Annotated in this window: 23 protein-coding genes; 17 read left to right on the plus strand and 6 right to left on the minus strand. The window is 72.7% G+C overall.

Annotation, left to right across the window (positions count from 1 at the left end; all coding sequences use genetic code 11):
* Window positions 1-109 precede the first annotated feature (109 nt).
* Together BSL84_RS23900 and BSL84_RS23905 are read right to left on the minus strand one after the other, a co-directional pair.
* A complete protein-coding gene (locus BSL84_RS23900; protein ID WP_030028651.1) occupies window positions 110-604 on the minus strand; it encodes a DUF3515 family protein in 495 nt (164 codons plus the stop codon).
* 23 nt (window positions 605-627) lie between these two features.
* On the minus strand, window positions 628-861 hold the full coding sequence (locus BSL84_RS23905; RefSeq protein ID WP_030028650.1) for an Lrp/AsnC family transcriptional regulator: 234 nt from the start codon (window positions 859-861) through the stop codon (window positions 628-630).
* A 245-nt stretch (window positions 862-1,106) separates the two neighbouring features.
* On the opposite strand from BSL84_RS23905, the gene BSL84_RS23910 reads away from it, so the two are divergent.
* Both BSL84_RS23910 and thiD read left to right on the plus strand, forming a co-directional pair.
* A complete protein-coding gene (locus tag BSL84_RS23910) occupies window positions 1,107-2,090 on the plus strand; it encodes a thiamine-phosphate kinase (RefSeq protein ID WP_030028648.1) in 984 nt (327 codons plus the stop codon).
* A gap of 20 nt (window positions 2,091-2,110) precedes the next feature.
* On the plus strand, window positions 2,111-2,911 hold the full coding sequence (thiD, locus tag BSL84_RS23915; protein WP_030028647.1) for a bifunctional hydroxymethylpyrimidine kinase/phosphomethylpyrimidine kinase: 801 nt from the start codon (window positions 2,111-2,113) through the stop codon (window positions 2,909-2,911).
* 103 nt (window positions 2,912-3,014) lie between these two features.
* Here thiD and rpmB read toward each other — a convergent pair whose 3' ends face one another.
* A complete protein-coding gene (gene rpmB / locus BSL84_RS23920; RefSeq protein ID WP_007266795.1) occupies window positions 3,015-3,200 on the minus strand; it encodes a 50S ribosomal protein L28 in 186 nt (61 codons plus the stop codon).
* Between the two features lie 243 nt (window positions 3,201-3,443).
* Between rpmB and BSL84_RS23925 the strand changes: the two genes are divergently transcribed.
* The 9 genes from BSL84_RS23925 (at window position 3,444) to mutM (ending at window position 12,459) form a co-directional block, all read left to right on the plus strand.
* Window positions 3,444-5,099: a DAK2 domain-containing protein gene (locus BSL84_RS23925; protein WP_075971085.1), complete on the plus strand. Its 1,656-nt coding sequence runs from the start codon at window positions 3,444-3,446 to the stop codon at window positions 5,097-5,099.
* A gap of 26 nt (window positions 5,100-5,125) precedes the next feature.
* Window positions 5,126-7,318, plus strand: a complete 2,193-nt coding sequence (gene recG, locus BSL84_RS23930) for an ATP-dependent DNA helicase RecG (RefSeq protein ID WP_199838742.1) — start codon at window positions 5,126-5,128, stop codon at window positions 7,316-7,318.
* A gap of 73 nt (window positions 7,319-7,391) precedes the next feature.
* The gene (gene rsmD, locus BSL84_RS23935) at window positions 7,392-7,970 is read left to right on the plus strand and encodes a 16S rRNA (guanine(966)-N(2))-methyltransferase RsmD (protein WP_045321730.1); all 579 of its coding nucleotides are present in this window, start codon (window positions 7,392-7,394) and stop codon (window positions 7,968-7,970) included.
* A 14-nt stretch (window positions 7,971-7,984) separates the two neighbouring features.
* Window positions 7,985-8,464, plus strand: coding sequence for a pantetheine-phosphate adenylyltransferase (coaD, locus tag BSL84_RS23940; RefSeq protein WP_045321729.1), 480 nt, complete (start codon window positions 7,985-7,987; stop codon window positions 8,462-8,464).
* Window positions 8,465-8,567: 103 nt separating this feature from the next.
* A complete protein-coding gene (locus BSL84_RS23945) occupies window positions 8,568-9,635 on the plus strand; it encodes an ATP synthase F0 subunit B (RefSeq protein ID WP_030028085.1) in 1,068 nt (355 codons plus the stop codon).
* A gap of 151 nt (window positions 9,636-9,786) precedes the next feature.
* Window positions 9,787-10,434, plus strand: a complete 648-nt coding sequence (locus tag BSL84_RS23950; RefSeq protein ID WP_030028086.1) for a YceD family protein — start codon at window positions 9,787-9,789, stop codon at window positions 10,432-10,434.
* Window positions 10,435-10,436: 2 nt separating this feature from the next.
* Window positions 10,437-10,610, plus strand: coding sequence for a 50S ribosomal protein L32 (gene rpmF, locus BSL84_RS23955; protein WP_003965982.1), 174 nt, complete (start codon window positions 10,437-10,439; stop codon window positions 10,608-10,610).
* Between the two features lie 19 nt (window positions 10,611-10,629).
* Complete coding sequence (rnc, locus tag BSL84_RS23960) at window positions 10,630-11,475, plus strand: ribonuclease III (RefSeq protein ID WP_030028087.1); 846 nt, start codon at window positions 10,630-10,632, stop codon at window positions 11,473-11,475.
* Between the two features lie 114 nt (window positions 11,476-11,589).
* Complete coding sequence (mutM, locus tag BSL84_RS23965; RefSeq protein WP_030028088.1) at window positions 11,590-12,459, plus strand: bifunctional DNA-formamidopyrimidine glycosylase/DNA-(apurinic or apyrimidinic site) lyase; 870 nt, start codon at window positions 11,590-11,592, stop codon at window positions 12,457-12,459.
* Here the strand turns inward: mutM and BSL84_RS23970 are convergent.
* Window positions 12,432-12,836 (minus strand): winged helix-turn-helix transcriptional regulator, encoded by a 405-nt coding sequence (locus BSL84_RS23970; protein WP_030028090.1) that lies wholly within the window; start codon window positions 12,834-12,836, stop codon window positions 12,432-12,434. The genes mutM and BSL84_RS23970 overlap by 28 nt on opposite strands.
* Before the next feature lie 126 nt (window positions 12,837-12,962).
* Here BSL84_RS23970 and BSL84_RS23975 point away from each other — a divergent pair, with 126 nt between their 5' ends.
* Window positions 12,963-13,574: a flavodoxin family protein gene (locus BSL84_RS23975; RefSeq protein ID WP_030028091.1), complete on the plus strand. Its 612-nt coding sequence runs from the start codon at window positions 12,963-12,965 to the stop codon at window positions 13,572-13,574.
* Between the two features lie 62 nt (window positions 13,575-13,636).
* On the opposite strand, the gene BSL84_RS23980 is transcribed toward BSL84_RS23975, so the two are convergent.
* Entirely contained in the window at window positions 13,637-14,647 is a 1,011-nt protein-coding gene (locus tag BSL84_RS23980) for a CAP domain-containing protein (RefSeq protein ID WP_075971087.1), read from the minus strand.
* 136 nt (window positions 14,648-14,783) lie between these two features.
* On the opposite strand from BSL84_RS23980, the gene BSL84_RS23985 reads away from it, so the two are divergent.
* From BSL84_RS23985 to BSL84_RS24000, 4 genes are all read left to right on the plus strand, one after another.
* Window positions 14,784-15,065, plus strand: coding sequence for an acylphosphatase (locus BSL84_RS23985; protein WP_030032600.1), 282 nt, complete (start codon window positions 14,784-14,786; stop codon window positions 15,063-15,065).
* Window positions 15,066-15,413: 348 nt separating this feature from the next.
* On the plus strand, window positions 15,414-15,632 hold the full coding sequence (locus BSL84_RS23990; protein ID WP_030032603.1) for a hypothetical protein: 219 nt from the start codon (window positions 15,414-15,416) through the stop codon (window positions 15,630-15,632).
* Between the two features lie 185 nt (window positions 15,633-15,817).
* Window positions 15,818-19,897, plus strand: a complete 4,080-nt coding sequence (locus tag BSL84_RS23995; protein ID WP_075971088.1) for an AAA family ATPase — start codon at window positions 15,818-15,820, stop codon at window positions 19,895-19,897.
* A gap of 182 nt (window positions 19,898-20,079) precedes the next feature.
* Entirely contained in the window at window positions 20,080-21,513 is a 1,434-nt protein-coding gene (locus tag BSL84_RS24000) for a sugar porter family MFS transporter (protein ID WP_030029882.1), read from the plus strand.
* 42 nt (window positions 21,514-21,555) lie between these two features.
* On the opposite strand, the gene BSL84_RS24005 is transcribed toward BSL84_RS24000, so the two are convergent.
* A complete protein-coding gene (locus tag BSL84_RS24005) occupies window positions 21,556-22,542 on the minus strand; it encodes an LLM class flavin-dependent oxidoreductase (protein WP_030029881.1) in 987 nt (328 codons plus the stop codon).
* A 169-nt stretch (window positions 22,543-22,711) separates the two neighbouring features.
* Between BSL84_RS24005 and ftsY the strand changes: the two genes are divergently transcribed.
* Window positions 22,712-23,926 carry a signal recognition particle-docking protein FtsY gene (ftsY, locus tag BSL84_RS24010; RefSeq protein WP_030029880.1) on the plus strand — a complete coding sequence of 405 codons (1,215 nt, stop codon included), beginning with the start codon at window positions 22,712-22,714 and terminating at the stop codon, window positions 23,924-23,926.
* Window positions 23,927-23,947 lie beyond the last annotated feature (21 nt).

The following is a 23,947-nucleotide window of genomic DNA, read 5'->3' on the forward strand; positions in this document are numbered from 1 at the left end:
CCTGCGGGCGGGCGGCGCCATGTGTCGGACACGGCCTAGCACCACGTACGGCCGCCGCCCGCCGGCCGCCCTCCACGGGGGCGGCCGGCGGGCGGCGGTGTGCCGGAGCTCAGTAGGAGGAGATGCCCTCGGGCACGGTCGCGGCGACCGCCGCGGACAGGCCGACGAGCATCCCCGCGTCCGTGGCATGCTCCTTGTCGACCAGGACCTCCGTATAAGCCAGCCGCATACCGGTGGTGAAACGGAATCCGCCGTCGCCGGTCTTCTCCAGCAGCCAGGCCACGTCGTTCACGTGGACGCCCTCCTGCTTCTCGTCCAGCATCGCGGGGGGCTTGGGGATACCGCACCGCAGTACGATCGCCGAGCCGCCCCACGAGGCGGTCAGGTCGGACTCCGGTTCGGTCCGGGTCCGTGCCAGGCCGCCCACCGTCTCCGGGAGTTCCTTGTGCAGTGCCGCACAGAACCCCGCGACGTCGGCCGGCGGCGCGGGCGGCGGTTCCACCCGGGCCTCGGAACCGCCCGGGGAGCACGCCGCCAGGACGGCGGACGAGGCCAGGACGACGGGTACGGCCAGGACACGCAGGGGCCGGCGGTGGAGGGACATCACCGGCCAAGAGTAGACGGGGGCTACAGATGGACCACCGGGCAGGTCAGGGTGCGGGTGATCCCCTCCACCTGCTGGACCTTGGCGACGACCATGCGGCCGAGCTCGTCCACGGTGTCGGCCTGGGCGCGCACGATCACGTCGTACGGACCCGTCACGTCCTCGGCCTGGATCACCCCCGGGATCTGGCCGATGGACTCGGCGACGAACGACGCCTTGCCCACTTCGGTCTGGATGAGGATGTACGCCTGTACCACGGAACCTCCAGGGCGGCCACGAGGGTCATTTCCCCTAATCTTCGGGTGGACCCCACACGATGGATAGGGCCGGGGGAAGAAGGGACGCCACGGTACCGCGTCGCCGTGCGCCACGGGGAGACCTGCGGGCCCGGCGCCACGCACAGCGGGGCGTACGGAGAGCAGAAGTTGACGTATCTGTTGACGGTACCCAGAGCTGTGACGGCTCGCGACCGCAAGCGGACTGGGCAAGAAGGGGCACAGCGATGAAGGGCACTGTCGGCGAGCTGGGGGAGTTCGGGCTGATCAGGGAGCTCACCTCACGGCTCACCACCACCCCGGCGGTCCGGCTCGGACCCGGCGACGACGCCGCGGTGGTCTCGGCCCCCGACCGGCGGGTCGTGGCGAGCACCGACATCCTGCTGGAGGGGCGGCACTTCCGGCGCGACTGGTCCACGGCCTACGACGTAGGCCGCAAGGCCGCCGCGCAGAACCTCGCGGACATCGCCGCCATGGGAGCCGTGCCGACCGCGCTGCTCCTCGGCCTCGTCGTACCCGCCGAACTCCCGGTCACCTGGCCCACCGAGCTGATGGACGGCATCCGCGACGAGTGCCAGGTCGCCGGGGCCGCGGTGGTCGGCGGCGACGTGGTCCGCGGGGACACCATCACCGTGTCCATCACCGCCCTCGGCGACCTGCGCAACCACGAACCCGTCCTGCGCTCCGGAGCCCAGCCCGGCGACGTCGTCGCCGTCACCGGCTGGCTCGGCTGGTCCGCGGCCGGCTTCGCCGTGCTCTCACGCGGCTTCCGCTCCCCGCGGGCGTTCGTGGAGGCCCACCGGCGCCCCGAACCGCCGTACCACGCGGGTCCCGCGGCCGCCGGGCTGGGCGCCAGCGCCATGACCGACGTCAGCGACGGCCTGATCGCCGACCTCGGGCACATCGCCGAGGCCAGCAAGGTGCGGATCGACCTGCGCTCGGCGGCCGTGGACATCCCGACGCAGATGCACGACATCGGGCAGGCCGTCGGCGTGGACCCGCTCCAGTGGGTGCTCACCGGGGGAGAGGACCACGCGATCGTGGCGACCTTCCCGCCCGACGTGAAGCTGCCCGCCCGCTGGAAGGTCATCGGCGAGGTGCTCAACCGCTCCGCGCTGCCCCAGGTGACCGTGGACGGCGCGCCCTGGACCAGCACCAGCGGCTGGGACCACTTCGGAGCCGACCCGGCCGCCCAGGACGGCGCGCAGTGAACACCGCGCCGCCGCGCCCGGTGAACACCGCGCCGCCGCTGTGCCTGACCGTCGCCGGATCGGACTCCGGCGGCGGCGCGGGCATCCAGGCCGACCTCAAGACCATGCTGGCCCTCGGTGTGCACGGCATGAGCGTGGTGACCGCCGTGACCGCGCAGAACTCCCTCGGGGTACGGGGAGCCTGGGAACTGCCCCCCGAGGCCGTCACGGCCCAGTACCGGGCCGTCGTGGACGACATCGGCGTGCACGCGGTGAAGACCGGCATGCTGTCCTCCGCCGCACTGGTGGAGACCGTCGCCGCGCTGCTGGCCGACACCGCGGCCCCGGCCGTCGTCGACCCCGTCGGCGTCTCCAAGCACGGCGACGCGCTGCTCGCCGCCTCCGCACTGGACGCCGTACGCGGCGAACTCCTGCCGCGGGCCACCGTGGCCACGCCCAACCTGGACGAGGTCGCCCAGCTCACCGGCGTCGTCGTGGAGAACGAGGACGACATGCGCCGGGCCGCCGACGCGATCCTCGGCCACGGCCCCCGCTGGGCGCTGATCAAGGGCGGCCACCTGGCCGCGCACGGCGACGAGGCCGTGGACCTGCTCACCGACGGCACCGAGGAGCGGTGGCTGCGCGCCCCGCGCCACTCCAACCGGCACACCCACGGCACCGGCTGCACCCTCGCCAGCGCGATCGCGGCCGGACTGGCCAGGGGACTGGCCGTCCCGGAGGCCGTCACGGCCGCCAAGGAGTACGTGACGGGCGGCATCGCCGCCGGCTTCGCGCTCGGCGGGGGCATCGGCCCCGTGGACCACGCCTGGCGTCAGCGCTGACGCCGCCCCGGCCGCCGGGCGCCCCCGGACAAGGCAAAAGGCCGGCCCACCAGAGGTGGACCGGCCTTCTTGGCAACCGGAAGGGGCTGCGCTACGACGGGCGTCAGCGCGAGACCTTGCCGGCCTTGATGCACGAGGTGCAGGCGTTGAGGCGCTTCGGCGTCCCATTGACCACGGCACGGACGCGCTGGATGTTCGGGTTCCAGCGACGCGAGGTGCGGCGGTGCGAGTGGGAGATGTTGTTGCCGAAGCTCGGCCCCTTGGCGCAAACGTCGCAGTTGGCAGCCACAGGTCACTCCAAAGACTTCAGATGCAATTACAGTGAAACCGGCGCACCGGTTCAGAGGTCTGAAGTGGTTTGCCGGGGAAATGGCCCGACTTTCATCGGGCAACCGGAGCAGCATACAACGACTGCGCCCGTCCTAGAAAACTACCATGGCGGTCGGCGGCCCGGCCCCGCGGTCCCGGCCCCGGGGACGCGGTCCTTCGTTACCCTGCGGTGAACCCTGGCCCGCACAAGGAGGAACGCCCGGTGCCGCACGAGGCCCAGCCGCAGCCCGCCGACGAGCTCGACGCCGAAACCGTGCGCATCTGGAGCTCGCTCGCCCTCGCCGCGCTGGGCCGGGCCCGCGACGACATCGACGCGATCAACGTGTACCCCGTCGCCGACGCGGACACCGGCACCAACCTCTACCTCACCGCCGAGTCCGCCGACCGCGCACTCGCCGAAACCCTCGACGGCGCCGCCGCGGCACCGGCCTCCCTGCCCGAGGCGGTACGGGCCTGGGCGCACGGCGCGCTCCTCGGCGCCCGCGGGAACTCCGGGACGATCCTCGCGCAGCTGCTGCGCGGCGTGGCCGATGTGCTCGGCGCCGAGCCCGAAGGCCCGCAGGCCGGCCCCGGCGGGCTGCTGGCGCACGCCCTCACCCGGGCCGCGGAGGAGGCCTACGCGGCCGTCGCACACCCGGTGGAGGGCACCATGCTCACCGTCGCGGCCGCCGCCGCCCGTGCCGCGGCAGCGATCTCGGCGGACGCGGGCACCGCCGCCGACGTGGCCCGCGCCGCCCACGACGCCGCCCGCGCCGCACTCGCCGAGACCCCCGGGCAGCTGGCCGCGCTGGGCCGGGCCGGGGTGGTCGACGCCGGCGGCTGCGGGCTGGTCGCCGTACTCGGCGCCCTCCGGCAGACCCTGTCCGGCCAGGAGCCGCCCGCCGAACCGCCGGCAGGCGGGGCCGTGCCCCCCGCGCCACGGCCCGCCGACCCCTGTGAACAGCACGAGGAGGGCCCCGCGTACGAGGTGATCTACCTGCTGGAGGCCTCGGAGGCGGCGGTCGCGCAACTGCGCGGAACCCTCGACCCGATCGGCGACTCCCTGGTCGTGGTCGGCGGCGACGGGCTGTGGAACGTCCACGTCCACGTCGACGACCCCGGCGCCGCGGTGGAGGCGGGGGTCGTCGCCGGACGGCCCTACCGGATCCGGATCACGCACTTCGGCGACGAGCGCCGCCGGGGCCGCGGCGAACGCGCCCAGCGGGCCGTGGTCGCCGTGGTCCGCGGCGAGGGACTGGCCGGCCTGTGCGCCGAGGCCGGCGCGACCCCCGTGCTCGTACGCCCCGGCGAGGCCCCGGCCACCGCCGAACTCCTCGACGCCGTCCGCCGCGCCCACGCCCGCGAGGTGGTGCTCCTGCCGGGCGACACCGAGCTGCGCGCCGCCGCGGCCACCGCGGCCGAACAGGCCCGCGCCGAGGGCGTACGGGTGGCCGTGATCCCCACCCGGTCCGCGGTCCAGGGCCTGGCCGCCCTCGCAGTCCACGACCCGGACGGCAGCTTCGACGAGGACGTGGTGGCCATGACCGCCGCGGCCGGCGCCACCCGCTACGGGGAACTGGCCGTCGCCGAACGCCAGTCCTTCACCTCGGCCGGCATCTGCCAGGCCGGCGACGTGCTCGGCCTCATCGACGGCGACGTCGCCGTGATCGGCGCGGGCCTGCCCGAGACCGCCGAGGCCGTCCTGGACCGCATGCTGGGCTCCGGCGGCGAACTCGTCACCCTGGTCCTCGGACCGGACGTGCCGGACGCCGTCGCCGAACGGCTGGAGGCGTACGTCCAGTCCGGCCACCTGGCCGTGGACACCGTCACCTACCGGGGCGGCCGGTACTCGGCGCCGCTCCTCATCGGGGTGGAATAGCCGCCTTGTCAGCGCCATGGTGTGCAATGGAACACGTGCCCGCGCTCGACGAAGACCTCAAGAAGACGCTCGGACCCGCCACCGCCAAGGTGCTGGCCGAGCAGCTCGGCCTGCACACGGCCCTGGACCTGCTCCACCACTACCCCAGGCGGTACGCCGAGCGCGGCGAGCTGACCTCGCTGGCCGAGCTCGCCGACCAGATCGACGAGCACGTCACCGTCGTCGCACAGGTGGCCGACGCCCGCGTCCTGACCTTCAACGGAGGCCGGGGCAAGCGGCTGGAGGTGACCATCACCGACGGCAGCGGCCGCCTCCAGCTGGTCTTCTTCGGCGCCGGCGTCCACAAACCGCACAAGGAACTGCTCCCCGGCAGCCGCGCGATGTTCGCCGGCAAGGTCTCCCGGTTCAACCACAAGCTCCAGCTCGCCCACCCGGCGTACGAGCCGCTCGGCGCGGACGCCTCCGACCGGGACGCCGCCACCGCCTTCGCCAACCAGCTGATCCCGATCTACCCGGCCTGCGCGAAACTGGAGTCCTGGAAGATCGCCAAGTGCGTGGACGCCGTACTGCCCAGCGCCCAGGAGGCCGTGGACCCGCTGCCGCCCGCCCTGCGCGAGGGCCGCGGCCTGCTCCCGCTCACCGAGGCCCTGCTGAAGATCCACCGGCCGGCGACCAAGGCCGACATCGAGGACGCCCGCCAACGCCTGAAGTGGGACGAGGCCTTCGTCCTCCAGGTCGCCCTGGCCCGCCGCCGCCACGCCGACTCCCAGCTCCCGGCCGTCCCCCGCCGCCCCGCCCCCGGCGGCCTCCTCGACGCCTTCGACGCCAAGCTCCCCTTCACCCTCACCGACGGCCAGCAGAAGGTCTCGAAGGAGATCTTCGACGACCTCGCCACCAGCCACCCCATGCACCGCCTCCTCCAGGGCGAGGTCGGCAGCGGCAAGACGCTGGTGGCCCTGCGGGCCATGCTGGCCGTCGTCGACTCCGGCGGGCAGGCGGCGATGCTCGCCCCCACCGAAGTGCTCGCCCAGCAGCACCACCGCTCCGTCACCGAGATGATGGGCGAACTGGCCGAGGGCGGCATGCTCGGCGGATCCGACCAGGGCACCAAGGTCGTGCTGCTCACCGGCTCGATGGGGATGCCCGCACGCCGGCAGGCCCTGCTGGACCTGGTCACCGGGGAGGCCGGGATCGTCATCGGCACGCACGCCCTGATCGAGGACAAGGTGCAGTTCCACGACCTCGGCCTGGTCGTCGTCGACGAACAGCACCGCTTCGGCGTGGAGCAGCGCGACGCCCTGCGCTCCAAGGGCAGGCAGCCCCCGCACCTGCTGGTGATGACCGCCACCCCGATCCCGCGCACCGTCGCCATGACCGTCTTCGGCGACCTGGAGACCTCCGTCCTGGACCAGCTGCCCGCGGGCCGCTCGCCGATCGCCACCCACGTGGTGCCGGCCAAGGACAAGCCGCACTTCCTCGCCCGCGCCTGGGAGCGGGTCCGCGAGGAGGTGGAGAAGGGCCACCAGGCGTACGTGGTCTGCCCGCGCATCGGCGACGGGGAGGACGACCCCAAGAAGAAGCAGGCCGAGGAAGAGGCCGACAGACGGCCGCCGCTCGCCGTCCTGGAGATCGCCGAGCAGCTGGGCCGCGGACCGCTGGCCGGGCTGGGCGTCGAGGTGCTGCACGGCCGGATGGACCCGGCCGACAAGGACGACGTCATGCGCCGGTTCGCGGCCGGCGAGGTGAAGGTGTTGGTCGCCACCACCGTCATCGAGGTCGGGGTGAACGTCCCCAACTCCACCGTCATTGTGATCATGGACGCGGACCGGTTCGGCGTCTCCCAGCTCCACCAGCTGCGCGGCCGCGTCGGCCGCGGCTCCGCCCCCGGCCTGTGCCTGCTGGTCAGCGAGATGCACGAGGCGAGCCCCGCCCGCGCCCGGCTCGCGGCGGTCGCCGCCACCCTCGACGGCTTCGAGCTGTCCCGGATCGACCTGGAGCAGCGCCGCGAGGGCGACGTCCTGGGCCAGGCCCAGTCCGGCGTGCGCTCCTCGCTGCGCATGCTCGCCGTCATCGAGGACGAGGAGGTCATCGCCCAGGCGCGGGAGGAGGCCACCCGCGTCGTGGCCGAGGACCCGGCGCTGGAGCGGCTGCCGGGCCTGCGGACCGCGCTGGACGCCCTGCTCGACACCGAGCGAGAGCAGTACCTGGAGAAGGGCTGAAGGGCACGACCTATCGTTGGAGTGCCGCGGCGGACCGCCGCGCACGCCCCTACCGCCGTACCGAAGGACCCAGATGACCCGCGTGATCGCCGGCAGCGCCGGCGGGCGACGGCTGGCCGTGCCCCCGGGCACCGGCACCCGTCCGACCTCGGACCGGATGCGCGAAGGCCTCTTCTCCACCTGGGAGTCCCTGCACGGGATCGAAGGGGCCCGGGTGCTCGACCTGTACGGCGGCTCCGGCGCCGTCGGCCTGGAGGCCCTCTCCCGGGGCGCGGACCACGCCCTGCTGGTCGAGTCGGACCCGAAGGCCGCCAAGGCGATCCGGGACAACATCAGGACGCTGGGCCTTGCTGGCGCCGAGTTCCGCGCCGGCAAGGCCGAGCACATCGTGGCCGCCCGCGCGGCCGGGGAGCCGTACGACGTCGTCTTCCTGGACCCGCCGTACGCCGTGGAAGGCGCGGACCTGCGGGAGATCCTCCTCACACTCCGGTCCAACGGCTGGATCGCGGACGGCGCGCTCGTCACCGTGGAGCGCAGCACCAGGAGCGGCGCCTTTCCGTGGCCCGAGGGCTTCGAGCCGCTCCGGTCGCGCAAGTACGGCGAGGGCACGCTTTGGTACGGCCGCGCCGCCAGCACCGGCGAAGAGTCATGAACGAGGGAGTCCAGTTGCGCCGCGCGGTCTGTCCGGGGTCCTTCGACCCCATCCACAACGGACACCTCGACATCATCGGACGCGCCTCCAGGCTGTACGACGTGGTGCACGTCGCCGTGGGGATCAACGAGTCGAAGAAGGGCCTCTTCACCGTCGAGGAGCGGATCGAGCTGATCCGCGAGGCCACGGCCGACTACGGCAACGTCCACGTCGAGTCCTTCCGCGGACTGCTCGTCGACTTCTGCAAGCAGCGGGACATCCCGGCCATCGTCAAGGGCCTGCGCGCGGTCAGCGACTTCGACTACGAACTCCAGATGGCCCAGATGAACCTGGGCCTGTCGGGCGTCGAGACGCTGTTCGTGCCGACCATCCCGACCTACAGCTTCCTGTCCTCCTCGCTGGTCAAGGAGGTCGCCGCCTGGGGCGGCGACGTCGCCCACCTGCTGCCCGCGCACGTGCACGCGGCGCTGCTGGAGCGGCTGCGCGAGCGCTGACCCCCTGACGGACCGTCAGCCGGTGTCGGCGGCCCGCCCGCTGGCCTTACAGTCGTCCCGTCCGTCTCAGGACCCGCCTGAGGCCGAGAGAGTGCGAGCCCCCATGGACGTGCAGAAGAAGCTCGACGAGATCGTCGCGGCCGTCGGCGGCGCCCGGTCCATGCCCATGTCGGCCTCCTGCGTGATCAACCGCGCCGAGCTGCTCGCCCAGCTCGAAGAGGTCCGCCAGGCGCTCCCCGGCTCGCTCGCGCAGGCCCAGGAGCTCCTCGGCGACCGGGAGCAGATGGTCGAGGACGCCCGCCGGGAGGCCGAGCGGATCATCGGGGCCGCCCACGACCAGCGCGGTTCGCTGATCGCCGACACCGAGATCGCGCGGCGCTCCCAGGCCGAGGCGGACCGCATCCTGGAGGACGCCCGCCGGGAGGCCGAGGAGATCCGGGCCGAGGCCGACGACTACGTCGACAGCAAGCTCGCGAACTTCGAGGTCGTGCTGACCAAGACGATCGGCTCGGTGGACCGCGGCCGGGAGAAGCTGCTGGGCCGCGGCCCGGGCCTGGACGAGGACGGCTACCCGGACGCGGACGCCCCCGAGCGCAGCCACGACCCCGAGGTGCAGCGGCAGCAGGCGGACGCGTACGTGGACACCAAGCTCGCGACCTTCGAGGCGGTGCTCTCCAAGACCCTGGAGGCCGTGGGCCGCGGCCGCCAGAAGCTGCTCGGCCGGGTCCCGACGGACGACCTGGGCGTGCACATGGCGGCCCAGGACGCGGCCGCGGGCCAGGGCTCCCGCTCGGCGAGCGACTCGGACTTCCTGGCGGGCCTGGCGGAGCCGGAGCCCCCGCACGGGCCGGCGCCGGTCCCGGCCCAGCCGCAGCCGGAGCCGCAGTACGACGCGTACGCCTACCAGCAGCCCGCCGCCCGGCAGCCGGACGCGTACGCCTACCAGGACCCGTACGCCGGCTACCAGCAGCAGCCGGACCCCTACGGGGCCTACCAGCAGCCCGATCCGTACGCGGTCTACCAGCAGCCGCAGCAGACCCAGCACACGCAGCACGCACAGCAGGCCCAGCATCCGCAGCACGCGCAGCAGCCCTCGCTCGACGAGACCAGCTTCTTCGACACGAGCATGATCAACCTGGACCAGCTGCGCCAGTACGAACAAGGGCGCTGACGGATGCCCGGGCCCGGATTGGGCTCAGAGCGAAGCGCCGGGTATCCTGGCTGTTCGGTCGCGCGTATGCACCGCGATCCGTGCTGCCCGTAAGGGCGGCGTCGATGCACCATTCTTCGATCTTCAGCGATCTGTGAAAGCAGGAACGGCCCTGAACACCCGCCTCGACCACCGCAACCCCCTCGTGTTCGACACGCACGAGCTGGGTCGGCGTCCTGGTGCCATGCAGCGGCTGTCCCGCGAGATCGACGCACCGGCGGACCTCGGTCTCGCCGGCGTGATCGGGGTTCCGGAAGGCGCCCCGGTGAAGCTCAACCTCCGCCTGGAGTCGGTCATGGAAGGGGTGCTTGTCACAGGCACCGTCCGTGCATCGGCGACGGGGGAGTGCGTAAGGTGTCTGGAGGCCGTCGAGCGTGAGCTCAAGGCGGACTTCCAGGAGCTGTTCTCGTACCCTGACGCCGACGACCGGGGCCGCGCCAAGGCGGAGCCGGCCGACGACGCCGAGGACGACGAGGACACGCTTTTCCTTGAGGACGGCTTGTTCGACCTCGAACCCGTGCTGCGGGATGCGGTGGTGCTCGCACTGCCGATGCAGCCGGTGTGCCGGGAGGACTGTCTCGGACTGTGCCCCGATTGCGGAGTCAGTCTGAACGACGACCCGGACCACCACCACGACGCCGTCGACATCCGTTGGGCGGCATTGCAGGGACTCGTCACCGATCAGGGCGATGAGAAGGACAACATGAGCGGCACTGCGTCTGACGGAGTTCAGAGCGCCGCCGAGAAGCAGGAGAAGTAGCCGTGGCTGTTCCGAAGCGGAAGATGTCGCGCAGCAACACGCGCCACCGCCGGTCGCAGTGGAAGGCTGCGGTCCCCACCCTGGTTTCGTGTGAGCGTTGCCAGGAGCCGAAGCTCCAGCACATCGCGTGCCCGAGCTGCGGCACCTACAACAAGCGCCAGGTCCTCGAGGTCTGAGCGGCTGGTGAGAGGCGCAATGTCTGAGCTGTCCAACGCTGAGAAGCAGGCAGACAGTAAGAACGCGGCCTCGTCCCACACGCTTCTGGAAGGGCGGCTCGGGTATCGACTTGAGTCCGCCCTTCTGGTGCGTGCACTGACCCACCGCTCGTACGCGTACGAGAACGGCGGTCTGCCCACCAACGAACGCCTGGAGTTCCTCGGGGACTCCGTGCTGGGCCTGGTGGTCACGGACACGCTGTACACGACCCACCCGGACCTCCCCGAAGGCCAGCTGGCCAAGCTTCGGGCCGCGGTGGTCAACTCGCGCGCACTGGCGGAGGTCGGGCGCGGACTCGACCTGGGCTCCTTCATCCGGCTCGGCCGGGGTGAAGAGGGCACGGGCGGCCGGGACAAGGCCTCCATCCTCGCCGACACCCTTGAAGCGGTCATCGGCGCGGTCTACCTCGACCAGGGCCTCGACGCGGCCTCGGAGCTGGTCCACCGGCTCTTCGACCCGCTCATCGAGAAGTCCTCGAACCTCGGGGCCGGCCTGGACTGGAAGACCAGCCTCCAGGAGCTCACGGCCGCCGAAGGTCTTGGCGTACCGGAATACCTGGTCACCGAGACCGGTCCGGACCACGAGAAGACCTTCACCGCTGCCGCCCGCGTCGGTGGTGTCTCGTACGGCACCGGCACCGGCCGCAGCAAGAAGGAAGCGGAACAGCAGGCCGCGGAGTCCGCATGGCGCGGGATCCGCGCCGCGGCGGACGAGCGGATCGCGGCGGCGGCAGCAGCGGCCGCCGCTCCGGCAGAGGTCGCGGCTTCGGCCGAGGCCGTGGACGGCGGGGTGCCGACGCCCGCCGATCCGGCGCCGGACGCCTGACTTCCTTCGGTTGACTCCTCGCCCGCCCCTGCACCGCAGGGGCGGGCGATGTCGTTTCCGGGCGGCCGGTACGCTCGCGGCAGCGCCCAGTTCCGCACCCGACGGAGGTTTCCTGTGCCCGAGCTGCCCGAAGTCGAAGTCGTACGGCGGGGGCTGGAGCGCTGGGTCGCCGGACGGACCGTCGAGGCCGTGGAGGTCCTGCACCCGCGTGCGGTGCGCCGCCACCCGGGCGGCGGGGCCGATTTCGCCGCACGGCTGCGGGGGGAGACCCTCGGGGTGCCGCAACGGCGCGGGAAGTACCTGTGGCTGCCCCTGGCAGGGAGGGACCTCTCCGTGCTGGGGCACCTGGGCATGAGCGGACAGCTGCTCGTGCAGCCCGAAGGCGCCCCCGACGAGAAGCACCTGCGCATCCGGGTGCGCTTCGGCGACGACACCGGGACGGAGCTGCGCTTCGTGGACCAGCGGACCTTCGGCGGCCTCTCGCTGCACGAGACGGTCCCCGACAGCGCCGAAGCGCTGCCCGACGTCATCGCGCACATCGCGCGCGACCCCCTGGACCCGCTGTTCGACGAGGCGGCCTACCACCTCGCGCTGCGCGCCAAGCGCACCACCGTCAAGCGGGCACTGCTCGACCAGTCCCTGATCAGCGGGGTCGGGAACATCTACGCCGACGAGGCCCTGTGGCGGGCCAAGCTGCACTACGAGCGCCCCACCGGCAATCTCACGCGCCCCCGGAGCGCGGAACTCCTCGGCCATGTCCGGGACGTGATGAACGCGGCCCTCGCCGTGGGCGGCACGAGCTTCGACAGCCTGTACGTCAACGTGAACGGGGAGTCGGGCTACTTCGACCGCTCGCTCGACGCCTACGGGCGCGAGGACGAGCCCTGCCGGCGCTGCGGCACGCCGATGCGGCGCCGGCCGTGGATGAACAGGTCGAGCTACTTCTGCCCGCGCTGTCAGCGGCCGCCGCGCGTCCCGTCGTAGGCCTCCCGGGCGGTCAGGACCGCCGGCATGTTCCCCTCCAGGTACTGGATCAGCGCGAGGAGCCGGTCCGCGACCTCGACGCCGAGCGGGGTCAGCTCGTAGTCGACGCGCGGCGGGTTGGTCGGCTGCGCCTCACGGTGGACGATGCCGTCGCGCTCCAGCGCGTGCAGGGTCTGGGAGAGCATCTTCTCGCTGACGCCCTCCACCCGGCGGCGCAGCTCGTTGAACCGGCACGGGCCCTCGCGCAGGGCGCCCACGGTGAGGCTGCCCCAGCGGCCGGTGACGTGTTCCAGAGTCTCGCGGGACGGGCAGGCACGCGCGAAGACGTCGAAGGGCTGCTCGGACTCGCAGGCGTCGGTACAGGCGGGAGTCTCCATAGAACAAGCGTACTCCCAGGTAGCGCTAACTTGGAGCTTGCGCTTTCGAAAAGTTAGTGATTCTCTTTTCCTCGTCGCACCACGGCCCCGTGCTGCGACGGGAGCCTTCCGAGGGAGAGATCAGCCTTGTCCGGTATCACGCACACCCCCGTCGTCTCGATCGCCTACCACTCCGGCTACGGCCACACCGCCGTCGTCGCCGAGGCGGTCCGCAGCGGCGCCGTGGACGCCGGGGCGACCGTCCACCTGATCAAGGTCGACGAGATCGACGACGCCCAGTGGGAACTGCTCGACGCCTCCGACGCGATCGTCTTCGGCTCCCCGACGTACATGGGCACCGCCTCGGGCGCCTTCCACGTCTTCGCCGAGGCCTCCTCGAAGCGCTGGTTCGGCGACGCCTGGCAGGACAAGGTCGCGGCCGGCTTCACCAATTCCGCCTCCAAGAGCGGCGACAAGCTGCACACGCTGCAGTTCTTCCAGGTGCTGGCCGCGCAGCACGGCATGAACTGGGTCAACCTGGGCCTGAAGCCCGGCTGGAACTCCAGCACGGCCTCCGAGAACGACCTCAACCGCCTGGGCTTCTTCTCCGGCGCCGCCGCCCAGACCAACTCGGACGAGGGCGCGGACGCGGTCCACAAGGCCGACATCGCGACGGCCGAGCACCTGGGCCGCCGTGTCGCCGAGCACGCCCGCGTCGTCGTGGCGGGCCGCGCCGCCCTGGCGGCCGCGGCGGTCTGACCCGCGGGCCGCCGCGCGCGGCGGCGGCCCGCTCGAAGCGGCGGCGGCTCAGGACGGCGGCGTCAGAAGCCGAAGTCCTGCGTCCACCAGGGGCCGCCGGCCGCGAAGTGGGCGCCGACGCCCAGGGTGCGGAACTCGCAGTTGAGTATGTTCGCCTTGTGGCCGGGGCTGTTCATCCAGGCCTTCATCACGGAGGCGGCGTCGCCCTGGCCGCGGGCGATGTTCTCGCCGCCCAGGCCCGAGAGGCCGGCCTTGGCGGCGCGGTCCCAGGGGGTGTTGCCCTCGGGGTCGGCATGGCCGAAGAAGCCGCGGGTGGCCATGTCCTTGCTGAAGGCGCCGGCCAGCGCGGCCAGCGGCGGGTTGGCGCGGACCGGGCCGCAGCCCGCCTGGGCGCGCTCCTGGTTCACCAGGGTGACCACGGCCGCCTCCTGCGCGGAGTGGCCGTCCAGGCTCGGCCGGGTCGCGGACGCGGACGGGGCCGCAGTGGTGGGGGCCGGAGGGGTCGGAGCCGGAGTGGTGGGGGCCGGCTTGACCGGGGCCGGCTGGGCGGGAGTGGGCACGGTGGGAGCCGGAGTGCGGGTCTTCCGCGGGGCCTCGGGGGAGGGGGTGGGAGCGGCCGGCGTCCGCAGAGCGGCGTCCGGCGACGCCTTCGGCGCGGCGGGCGGCGTGGAGGGGGCCGGTGAAGCCGACGGGGACGGCGGGCTCGACGGGGTGGGCGAGGCGGACGGGGTGCGGGAGGCCGGTGCGGTGGGCGAGGCCGGCGCGGTCGCGGGGGCACTGGGCGGCCCGCTCGTCGCGGAGCCGCGGCCTGACAGGCTCGCCAGGCCGCCCTGCCTCTGGAGTACGGAGTCACCGGCGTCGGGCGCGGCCTTGGCCCCGTCGGCCTTGGCGGCGGTGTTCTCCGTGGCGCTGACCCCCACATAGGGGAACGAGCCGCCGACCGGCACCGTGCCGGTGGTGACGGCCGCGGCGCCGAGGGCCACGGCCGCCGAGACCCCGAGCAGGCCGGTGCGCAGGGCGGTGCCGTGCGGGCCGCCGCGGCGCGGCGGGGAGGGGAGCCGGTGACGTCCCATCGGTGTCGTGCCTTCCTGAATGGATCAAGAAATCCCTAACCCACCCAAATGGGTGAGTTCATTGGTGCGCGACTGTACGCCATGGGGCCCTGGGGGCGATGTGACCGGAAAGTGGCGACCCGGTTAGCGTTCACGCATGAACGAAGACGTCCGTCTGACCGCCTGGGTGCGCGGTCGTGTGCAGGGAGTGGGCTTCCGCTGGTTCACCAGGGAGAACGCCTTGGAGATCGGCGGGGTGGTCGGCTTCGCGCTCAACCTCGACGACGGGCGAGTGCAGGTGGTCGCCGAAGGTCAACGTGAGAATTGCCACCGGCTGCTCGACTGGCTGAGGTCCGCCGACACGCCCGGCCGGGTGGACGGAGTGACAGAGATCTGGGGGACACCGCGCGGTGGCTACGAGGGCTTCGGGATGCGATGAGCGATCGACTGATCATGGACTCATCACATCTCTGAGCGTCCGGACCCGGTCGGAACTGGGCATTCGTCGACGAGGCGTTGCCGCGGCGGGCGATCCGTGGAAGGCTCGGAGACGAGGATGATCTCCACGCCCCTCGTGGGGGCCGGGACGCCCGCCGATACGGGGCGTGATCGTGTTGACCGTCAAACTTTTTGGTGAGACGCTGGAAGCCCCGCGCACCTGAGCTGTTTGGCAGTGCTGGCAGTAGTAAGCGCAGTGACTGACAGTCGCTGCCGGACATCCGCGGGTGCGATTCCCTCACGACCCACACCGCTTCGGTCGGTCACTCAGTGTGGAGGACCATCCATCATGGCAAAGGCGCTTCTCGGTTACGTCGGCGGTTCCGACCCGCGACTCCTCGCCGAGATGCGACGGCTTCAGCAGCGCGTCCAGGACCTTGAGTCCGAGCTCGTACGGATTCAGTCCGAAAATGACGCGCTGAACGCGGCCGCCGCTCAGCACGACGGAGACTCGCTGCTGGACAGCATCGACATCGACGTACCCCAGGCGGAGCCTGCGCTCACCTGATCCGCGCTCACTCGTCGCTCGATTCCAGCCCCGCATGATCTGCAAGGGACGCTCCGGCGTCCCTTCTTTCTTTGCACTCCGCACCAGGCACCACAGGGCCGGGTGGGGGCCCTGATGCCTACGACGTCGATCGTGCCCTGCACCTTCATGGGTGAAACCGACCGTGAAAGGTAGAGTCCGGCGGCGTGCACCTCAAGTCCCTGACCCTGCGTGGCTTCAAGTCCTTCGCCTCCGCGACCACCCTGCGCTTCGAGCCCGGCATCACCTGCGTCGTGGGTCCGAACGGCTCGGGCAAGTCCAACGTCGTCGACGCGCTGTCCTGGGTCATGGGCGAACAGGGGGCCAAGTCCCTGCGCGGCGGCAAGATGGAGGACGTCATCTTCGCCGGGACCACCGGACGTCCGCCGCTCGGGCGGGCAGAGGTCTCCCTCACGATCGACAACACCGACGGCGCGCTGCCCATCGACTACGCCGAAGTCACCATCACCCGGATCATGTTCCGCGGCGGCAGCAGCGAGTACCAGATCAACGGCGACACCTGCCGGCTGCTCGACATCCAGGAACTGCTCTCCGACTCCGGCATCGGCCGCGAGATGCACGTCATCGTCGGGCAGGGCCAGCTGGACTCCGTCCTGCACGCCGACCCCATGGGCCGCCGCGCCTTCATCGAGGAGGCGGCCGGCGTCCTGAAGCACCGCAAGCGCAAGGAGAAGGCGCTGCGGAAGCTCGACGCGATGCAGGCCAACCTCGCCCGCGTGCAGGACCTCGGCGACGAACTGCGCCGGCAGCTCAAGCCCCTCGGCCGGCAGGCCGCGGTCGCCCGGCGGGCGGCCGTGATCCAGGCCGACCTGCGCGACGCGCGGCTGCGCCTGCTCGCCGACGACCTGGTCGCCCTGCGCCGCGCCCTGGACGCGGAGATCGCCGACGAGGCCGCGCTGAAGGAACGCAAGGAGGCCGCCGAGGCCCAGCTCGCCGGCGCGCTGCGGCGCGAGGCCGAGCTGGAGGAGGCCGTACGGGAACTCACGCCGCGGCTCCAGCGGGCGCAGCAGACCTGGTACGAGCTGTCGCAGCTCGCCGAGCGGGTACGGGGCACCGCGTCCCTGGCGGAGGCGAGGGTCAAGAGCGCGACCGCCCCCGTCGAGGAGGAGCGCAGGGGCCGCGACCCCGAGGACATGGAGCGCGAGGCCGAGCGGATCCGCGAGCAGGAGGCGGAGCTGACGGCGGCCCTGGAGGCGGCGACCCGGGCCTTGGAGGACACCACCGGACACCGCGCGGAGCTGGAGCGGGAACTGGCCGAGGAGGAACGGCGGCTCCGGGACGCCGCGCGGGCCATCGCCGACCGGCGTGAGGGTCTGGCCCGGCTGACGGGACGGCTCGGCGCGGCCCGCTCCCGTGCCGGTGCGGCCCAGGCGGAGATCGACCGGCTCGCCCTGGCGCGGGACGAGGCGCGGACCCGGGCCGAGGCGGCGCAGGCCGAGTACGAGGCCCTGGCCGAGGAGGTCGGCGGGCTCGACGACGACTCGGCGGAGGCGGACCACGAAGCCGCGCGGGCGGAGCTGAGGGAGGCCGAGGCGGGCCTCGGCGCCGCGCGGGAGGCACTGGCGGCGGCCGAGCGCGCGCGGGCCGCGGTGTCCGCCCGCCGTGACGCGCTGGCGCTGGGGCTGCGCCGCAAGGACGGTACGGGGGCGCTGCTCGCGGCCCGCGAACGGCTGGCCGGCGTGCTCGGACCGGCGGCGGAGCGCCTGTCGGTGACCCCCGGCTACGAAGCCGCCGTGGCCGCCGCACTGGGCTCGGCGGCGGACGCGCTGGCGGTGGCCTCTCCGTCGGCGGCGGCCGGGGCCATCCGCCACCTGCGCGCAGCGGACGCCGGCCGGGCCACCCTCCTGATCACCCCGCCGACCGCCCTCCCGGACGGGGCTGCCGATTCCCTCCCGGGTGGGGGTGCCGGGTCCCTTCCGGGTGGGGGCGCCGGGTCTCTTTCAGGTGGGGGTGCCGGCCTCTCCGGCGGGGGTGCCGGGTCCCTTCCGGGTGGGGCTGCGGGCTTCTCTGGTGGGGGTGCCGGGTCTCTTTCAGGTGGGGGTGCTGGCCTCTCCGGCGGGGGTGCGGGTATGTCGGCGCCCTTGCCGGGCCAGGGTTCCGGACCTGCTCCGGCCGTGCCGAGCCGCAGTGCGGCGCCCGCAACGGGCGCCGCTGCCGAGGGGCGCGCCGCGGACGCGGGTGGTCCGGCGGGGCTGCCGGGGCAGGGGATCGGGGTCGGGGCCACTGCGGCGGACGACGCCCAGCCGGGCTCGGGCGCGAGCTCCACGGCCGCGGCGGCGCCGGAGGCGGTCCCGCCCGCCCGCACCGCGCAGACGGCCGAGGCCCTCGCGGGCCGGCTCCTGCCAGGGCCGGCCGGGAGCGCGGACGCGGCGGCCGCCGCCCCGGCAGGACAGGGTGAGGCCCGACCGGACTCCGGACCCGACGGGCCCGTACCCGTCACGGCGCTGGTGGCCGGGGACGGCGAGGTGCTGCGGGCCCTGGCGTGGGTGCTGCGCGACCACGTCGTCGTCGGGACGCTCGACGAGGCCGAGGCGCTCGTCGCACGGTGCCCGGAGGCGGTGGCCGTGACCGTCGAGGGCGACGTCCTCGGAGCGCACCTCGCGCACGGCGGATCCGCCTCGGCGCCCAGCCTGATCGAGGTGCAGGCCGCCGTGGACGAGGCGGCGGCGGAGCTGGCCCGGCTGGGCGTGCGGTGCGGGGAACTCGCCGAGGCGCAGGCGGCCGCGCAGGCCCGGCGGCAGGACGCGGCGGCGCTGGTGGACGAGCTCGCCGAGCGGCGGCGCGTCGAGGAGCAGGCCCGCGCCGGGGTCGCCCAGCAGCTCGGCCGGCTGGCCGGCCAGGCGAAGGGGGCCGCCGGTGAGGCCGAGCGCGCCGCCGCCGCCGCGGCCAAGGCCCAGGACGCCCTGGAGCAGGCCCTGGCCGAGGTCGAGGAGTGCGCGGAGCGGCTGGCCGTCGCCGAGGAGATGCCGGTGGAGGAGGAGCCCGACAGCTCCCGCCGTGACCGGCTCGCGGCCGACGGGGCCAACGCCCGCCAGACCGAGATGGAGGCCCGGCTCCAGCTGCGTACCCACGAGGAGCGGGTCAAGGGGCTGGCCGGGCGGGCGGATTCCCTCGACCGGGCCGCTCGGGCGGAGCGCGAGGCCCGGGCACGCGCCGAGCGCCGCCGGACGCGCCGGCGCCACGAGGCGGACGTGGCCCGTGCGGTGGCCGACGGCTCTCGCCAGCTCCTCGCGCACGTGGAGGTCTCCCTCCTGCGGGCCGACGAGGAGCGCGTCCTGGCCGAGCGGGCCAAGGGCCTGCGTGAGCGGGAGCTCGCCGACGCGCGCAACAGCGCCCGCGACCTGAAGGGGGAGCTCGACAAGCTCACCGACTCCGTCCACCGCGGCGAGGTGCTCGGCGCCGAACAGCGGCTGCGCATCGAGGCCCTGGAAGCCAAGGCGCTGGAGGAGTTCGGCATGGAGCCCCGCGCGCTCGTCGCCGAGTACGGCCCGGACCAGCCGGTGCCGCCGTCACCGCCGGCCGACGGCGAGGAGCTGCCGCAGGACCCCGAGCACCCGCGCAACCGGCCCGGCCCCTTCGTCCGTGCGCAGCAGGAGAAGCGCTTCAAGGCGGCCGAACGGGCCTACCAGCAGCTCGGCAAGGTCAACCCGCTCGCCCTGGAGGAGTTCGCGGCCCTCGAAGAGCGCCACAAGTTCCTCAGCGAGCAGCTGGAGGACCTTCGCAAGACCCGAGCCGACCTCCTTCAAGTGGTGAAGGAGGTCGACGAGCGCGTCGAGCAGGTGTTCACCGAGGCGTACCGGGACACGGCCCGGGAGTTCGAGGGCGTCTTCTCACGGCTGTTCCCCGGTGGAGAGGGCCGCCTGGTCCTGACCGACCCGGACAACATGCTCACCACCGGCGTCGACGTCGAGGCGCGCCCGCCGGGCAAGAAGGTCAAGCGGCTGTCGCTGCTGTCCGGCGGCGAGCGCTCGCTGACCGCCGTGGCCATGCTCGTGTCCATCTTCAAGGCCCGCCCCAGTCCGTTCTACGTGATGGACGAGGTCGAGGCCGCGCTCGACGACACCAACCTGCAGCGGCTGATCCGGATCATGGAGGAGCTCCAGGAGAGCTCGCAGCTGATCGTGATCACGCACCAGAAGCGCACCATGGAGGTCGCGGACGCCCTCTATGGCGTTTCCATGCAGGGCGACGGGGTATCGAAGGTCATCAGCCAACGTCTCCGCTGAGCCGTATAAATTCAAGAAGTGAATTCAAGGGTGCCAGTCTCTGCGGTATGCGAACTTAGCCCCAGGCCTTGACTTCAGAAACTGAACGCATAGGCGCGCTCCGCTGTCCCCCGGCTTCGAGTGGTGCCCGATCTTGAACTGTGCGCCACTGTGAAGACGGACGAAACCCCACGGAGCACACCTTGACCAGCAGCACATCGCGGGCCTCGGCGCCCGGCGGCGGAGCCTCGCCCCAGCCCGACCACCTCGGCCACGTCATCTTCATCACGGCGGCCGCTGCCATGGGCGGCTTCCTCTTCGGGTACGACAGCTCCGTCATCAACGGCGCCGTCGTCGCGATCCGCGAGCGGTTCGACGTCGGCTCGGAGGCGCTCGCCCAGGTGATCGCCGCGGCGCTGATCGGCTGCGCCATCGGCGCCGCGACCGCGGGCCGGCTCGCCGACCGGATCGGCCGAATCCGCTGCATGCAGATCGCGGCCGTCCTCTTCACCGCCAGCGCCATCGGTTCGGCCCTGCCCTTCGCCCTCTGGGACCTCGCCATGTGGCGCGTGATCGGCGGCTTCGGCATCGGCATGGCCTCCGTCATCGGCCCCGCCTACATCGCGGAGGTCTCCCCGCCCGCCTACCGCGGCCGGCTCGCCTCCTTCCAGCAGGCCGCCATCGTCATCGGCATCGCCGTGTCCCAGCTCGTCAACTGGGGCATCCTCAACCTCGCCGACGGCGACCAGCGCGGCGAGATCGGCGGCCTGGAGGCCTGGCAGTGGATGCTGGGCGTCATGGTGGTGCCGGCCGTGCTCTACGGGCTGCTGTCCTTCGTCATCCCGGAGTCCCCGCGCTTCCTGGTCTCCGTCGGCCGAACCGACCAGGCCAAGAAGGTGCTGGCCGAGGTCGAGGGCTCCAAGGTCGACCTGGACGGGCGGATCCGCGAGATCCAGCACGCGATGCACTCCGAGACCAAGTCCACCTTCAGGGACCTGCTCGGCGGCCGCTTCGGCTTCCTGCCCATCGTCTGGATCGGCATCGGCCTCTCGCTCTTCCAGCAGCTCGTCGGCATCAACGTGATCTTCTACTACAGCTCCTCGCTGTGGCAGTCCGTCGGCATCGACCCGACCAGCTCCTTCCTGTACTCCTTCACCACGTCGATCATCAACATCGTCGGCACGGTGATCGCGATGATCTTCGTCGACCGGATCGGCCGCAAGCCCCTCGCCCTCATCGGCTCCACGGGGATGGCCATCTCCCTCGGCCTGTGTGCCTGGGCGTTCTCCTTCACGACCGGTACCGGCGAGGACATCACCCTGCCCGACGCCCAGGCCACGGTCGCCCTGGTCGCCGCGCACTCCTTCGTGCTCTTCTTCGCCCTGTCCTGGGGCGTGGTGGTCTGGGTGCTGCTCGGCGAGATGTTCCCCAACCGCATCCGGGCCGCGGCGCTCGGCGTCGCCGCCTCGGCCCAGTGGATCGCCAACTGGGTCATCACCGTCTCGTTCCCGTCCCTGTCGGACTGGAGCCTGTCCGGTGCCTATGTGATCTACACCGTCTTCGCACTGCTCTCGATCCCGTTCGTCCTCAAGTGGGTACCGGAGACCAAGGGCAAGGCGCTGGAGGAGATGGGGTAACCATCCCCCGCCACCACCCCCTCTCCTCGGTACTGCCCCGGCTCAGCCCTTGAGCCGGGGCAGTACCCGTTCGCACAGCAGGTGCAGGCTGCGCCAGCCCTCGTCCAGCGGCATCCCGCCGCACAGCGGGTGCAGCACCAGGTTCCCGGCCGCGCCCGCGCCCCGGCCGTAGGCCACCGCCTCGTCCGGGGTCAGGACCCGGTAGACGCCCTCCGCGCGCAGCTCCGCCACCGAGCGCGCGGCCGACCGGACCGCGCTGCGGATGTCCTTGGACTGCCAGGACGCGTACATCGCCGCCTCGTGGAGGAAGCACTCCCCGTACTGCGCCCAGACCCGGTCGGGGTCCTCCGCGACGTGCAGCAGCGGGGTCTCGGCCGCGGGCATCATGCAGAAGCCCTCCGTGCCGTACTCCGCCAGCCGCGCCGTGTAGTACGCCTCCAGCTCCGGCAGGTGCGCGCTGGGGAAGAAGGGCAGCCCGAGCCGGGCGGCGCGGCGCGCGGCCGCCCGGGAGCTGCCGCCGACCAGCAGCAGCGGGTGCGGGCGGGTGAAGGGCGCGGGCGTGACCCGGACCGTGCGGCCGCGGTACTCGAAGGGCTCGCCGGTCCAGGCCTTCAGCAGGGTCTCCAGCAGCTCGTCCTGGAGCCGGCCGCGCCGGCCCCACTCCACGCCGTGCTGCTCGTACTCCTCGGGCCGGTAGCCGATCCCGGCGACGGTGACCAGGCGCCCGCCGCTCAGCAGGTCGAGGACGGCGATGTCCTCGGCGGCCCGCAGCGGGTCGTACAGCGGACCGATGACCGCCGAGACGGTGACGGCGATCCGGCGGGTCGCGCCGAGGACCGCGCCCGCGAAGGTGAAGGGGGAGGGCAGCCAGTTGTTGTCCGTGCCGTGGTGCTCCTCGGTCTGGACGGTGTCGATCCCCCGGTCGTCCGCGTAGCGGGCCATCTCCAGCGCCGCCTTGTAGCGGGCGGACAGGGACTCGGGGGTTCCGCCGGGTTCGACGAGATTGAACCGGGCCACGGTGACGGGCATGGAGAGGTCCCCCTTCGCCGGATGGGGTGGCTGGCGAAGGGCGACGTTAGCTGACGTGGCGTCAGTTGGACAGGGGTCCGCCGCCGAGACGACAGGTCGCGGCTCACGCCCCGGTCCGAACGCCCGGGTTCCCGGCTCCGAGGTGCCCGTAACCGATACTGGTGGGGTTATGGACATCCTCATCCTTGCTGTAGTCATCGCCCTGGTCGCGGTCGGTGCGATCAGCGGGCTCGTGGTCAGCAGCCGCAAGAAGAAGCAGCTGCCGCCCCCGGCACCGCCGAGCACGCCGACCATCACTGCCCCGCCTGCCGAACCGCAGGTGGGGGAGGACGCCGTAGAGACGGCGGAAGAGCCGCGCCGCACGATCGAGGAGGTCGGACTCCCGGAGGCCGAGGCTCCCGCCGCGGCGCCCGTGGTCGTCGAGCCCGAGGTCCCGGCCGCGCCCGAGATCGAGGTGCCCGAGCCCACCGCCGGCCGCCTGGTCCGGCTGCGCGCCCGCCTCGCCCGGTCGCAGAACTCCCTCGGCAAGGGGCTGCTCACGCTGCTCTCGCGCGAGCACCTCGACGAGGACACCTGGGAGGAGATCGAGGAGACCCTCCTCGTCGCCGACGTCGGCGTCGTACCCACCCAGGAGCTCGTCGAGCGCCTCCGTGAGCGGGTCAAGGTCCTCGGCACCCGCACCCCGGCGGACCTGCGCGCCCTGCTCAAGGAGGAGCTGCTGACCCTCGTCGGCACCGACTTCGACCGCGCCGTGAAGACGGAGAGCGGCGAGGACACCCCCGGCGTGATCATGGTCGTCGGCGTCAACGGCACCGGCAAGACCACCACCACCGGCAAGCTGGCCCGGGTGCTTGTCGCCGACGGCCGCAGTGTGGTGCTCGGCGCGGCCGACACCTTCCGCGCCGCCGCGGCCGACCAGCTGCAGACCTGGGGTGAGCGCGTCGGCGCCCGTACCGTGCGCGGCCCCGAGGGCGGCGACCCGGCCTCGATCGCCTACGACGCGGTCAAGGAGGGCATCGCCGAGGGCGCCGACGTCGTACTCATCGACACCGCCGGCCGCCTGCACACCAAGACCGGCCTCATGGACGAGCTCGGCAAGGTCAAGCGCGTCGTCGAGAAGCACGGACCGCTGGACGAGATCCTGCTCGTCCTGGACGCCACCACCGGCCAGAACGGCCTGACCCAGGCGCGCGTCTTCGCCGAGGTCGTGGACATCACCGGCATCGTGCTGACCAAGCTCGACGGAACGGCCAAGGGCGGCATCGTCGTCGCCGTCCAGCGCGAGCTGGGCGTCCCGGTCAAGCTCGTCGGCCTCGGCGAGGGCGCCGACGACCTGGCCCCCTTCGAGCCCGAGGCGTTCGTGGACGCCCTGATCGGCGACTGAGCAGGGCCCCTGCGCACGAAG

Origin of the sequence: Streptomyces sp. TN58, from assembly GCF_001941845.1 — a bacterium.
Classification (GTDB): Bacteria; Actinomycetota; Actinomycetes; order Streptomycetales; family Streptomycetaceae; genus Streptomyces.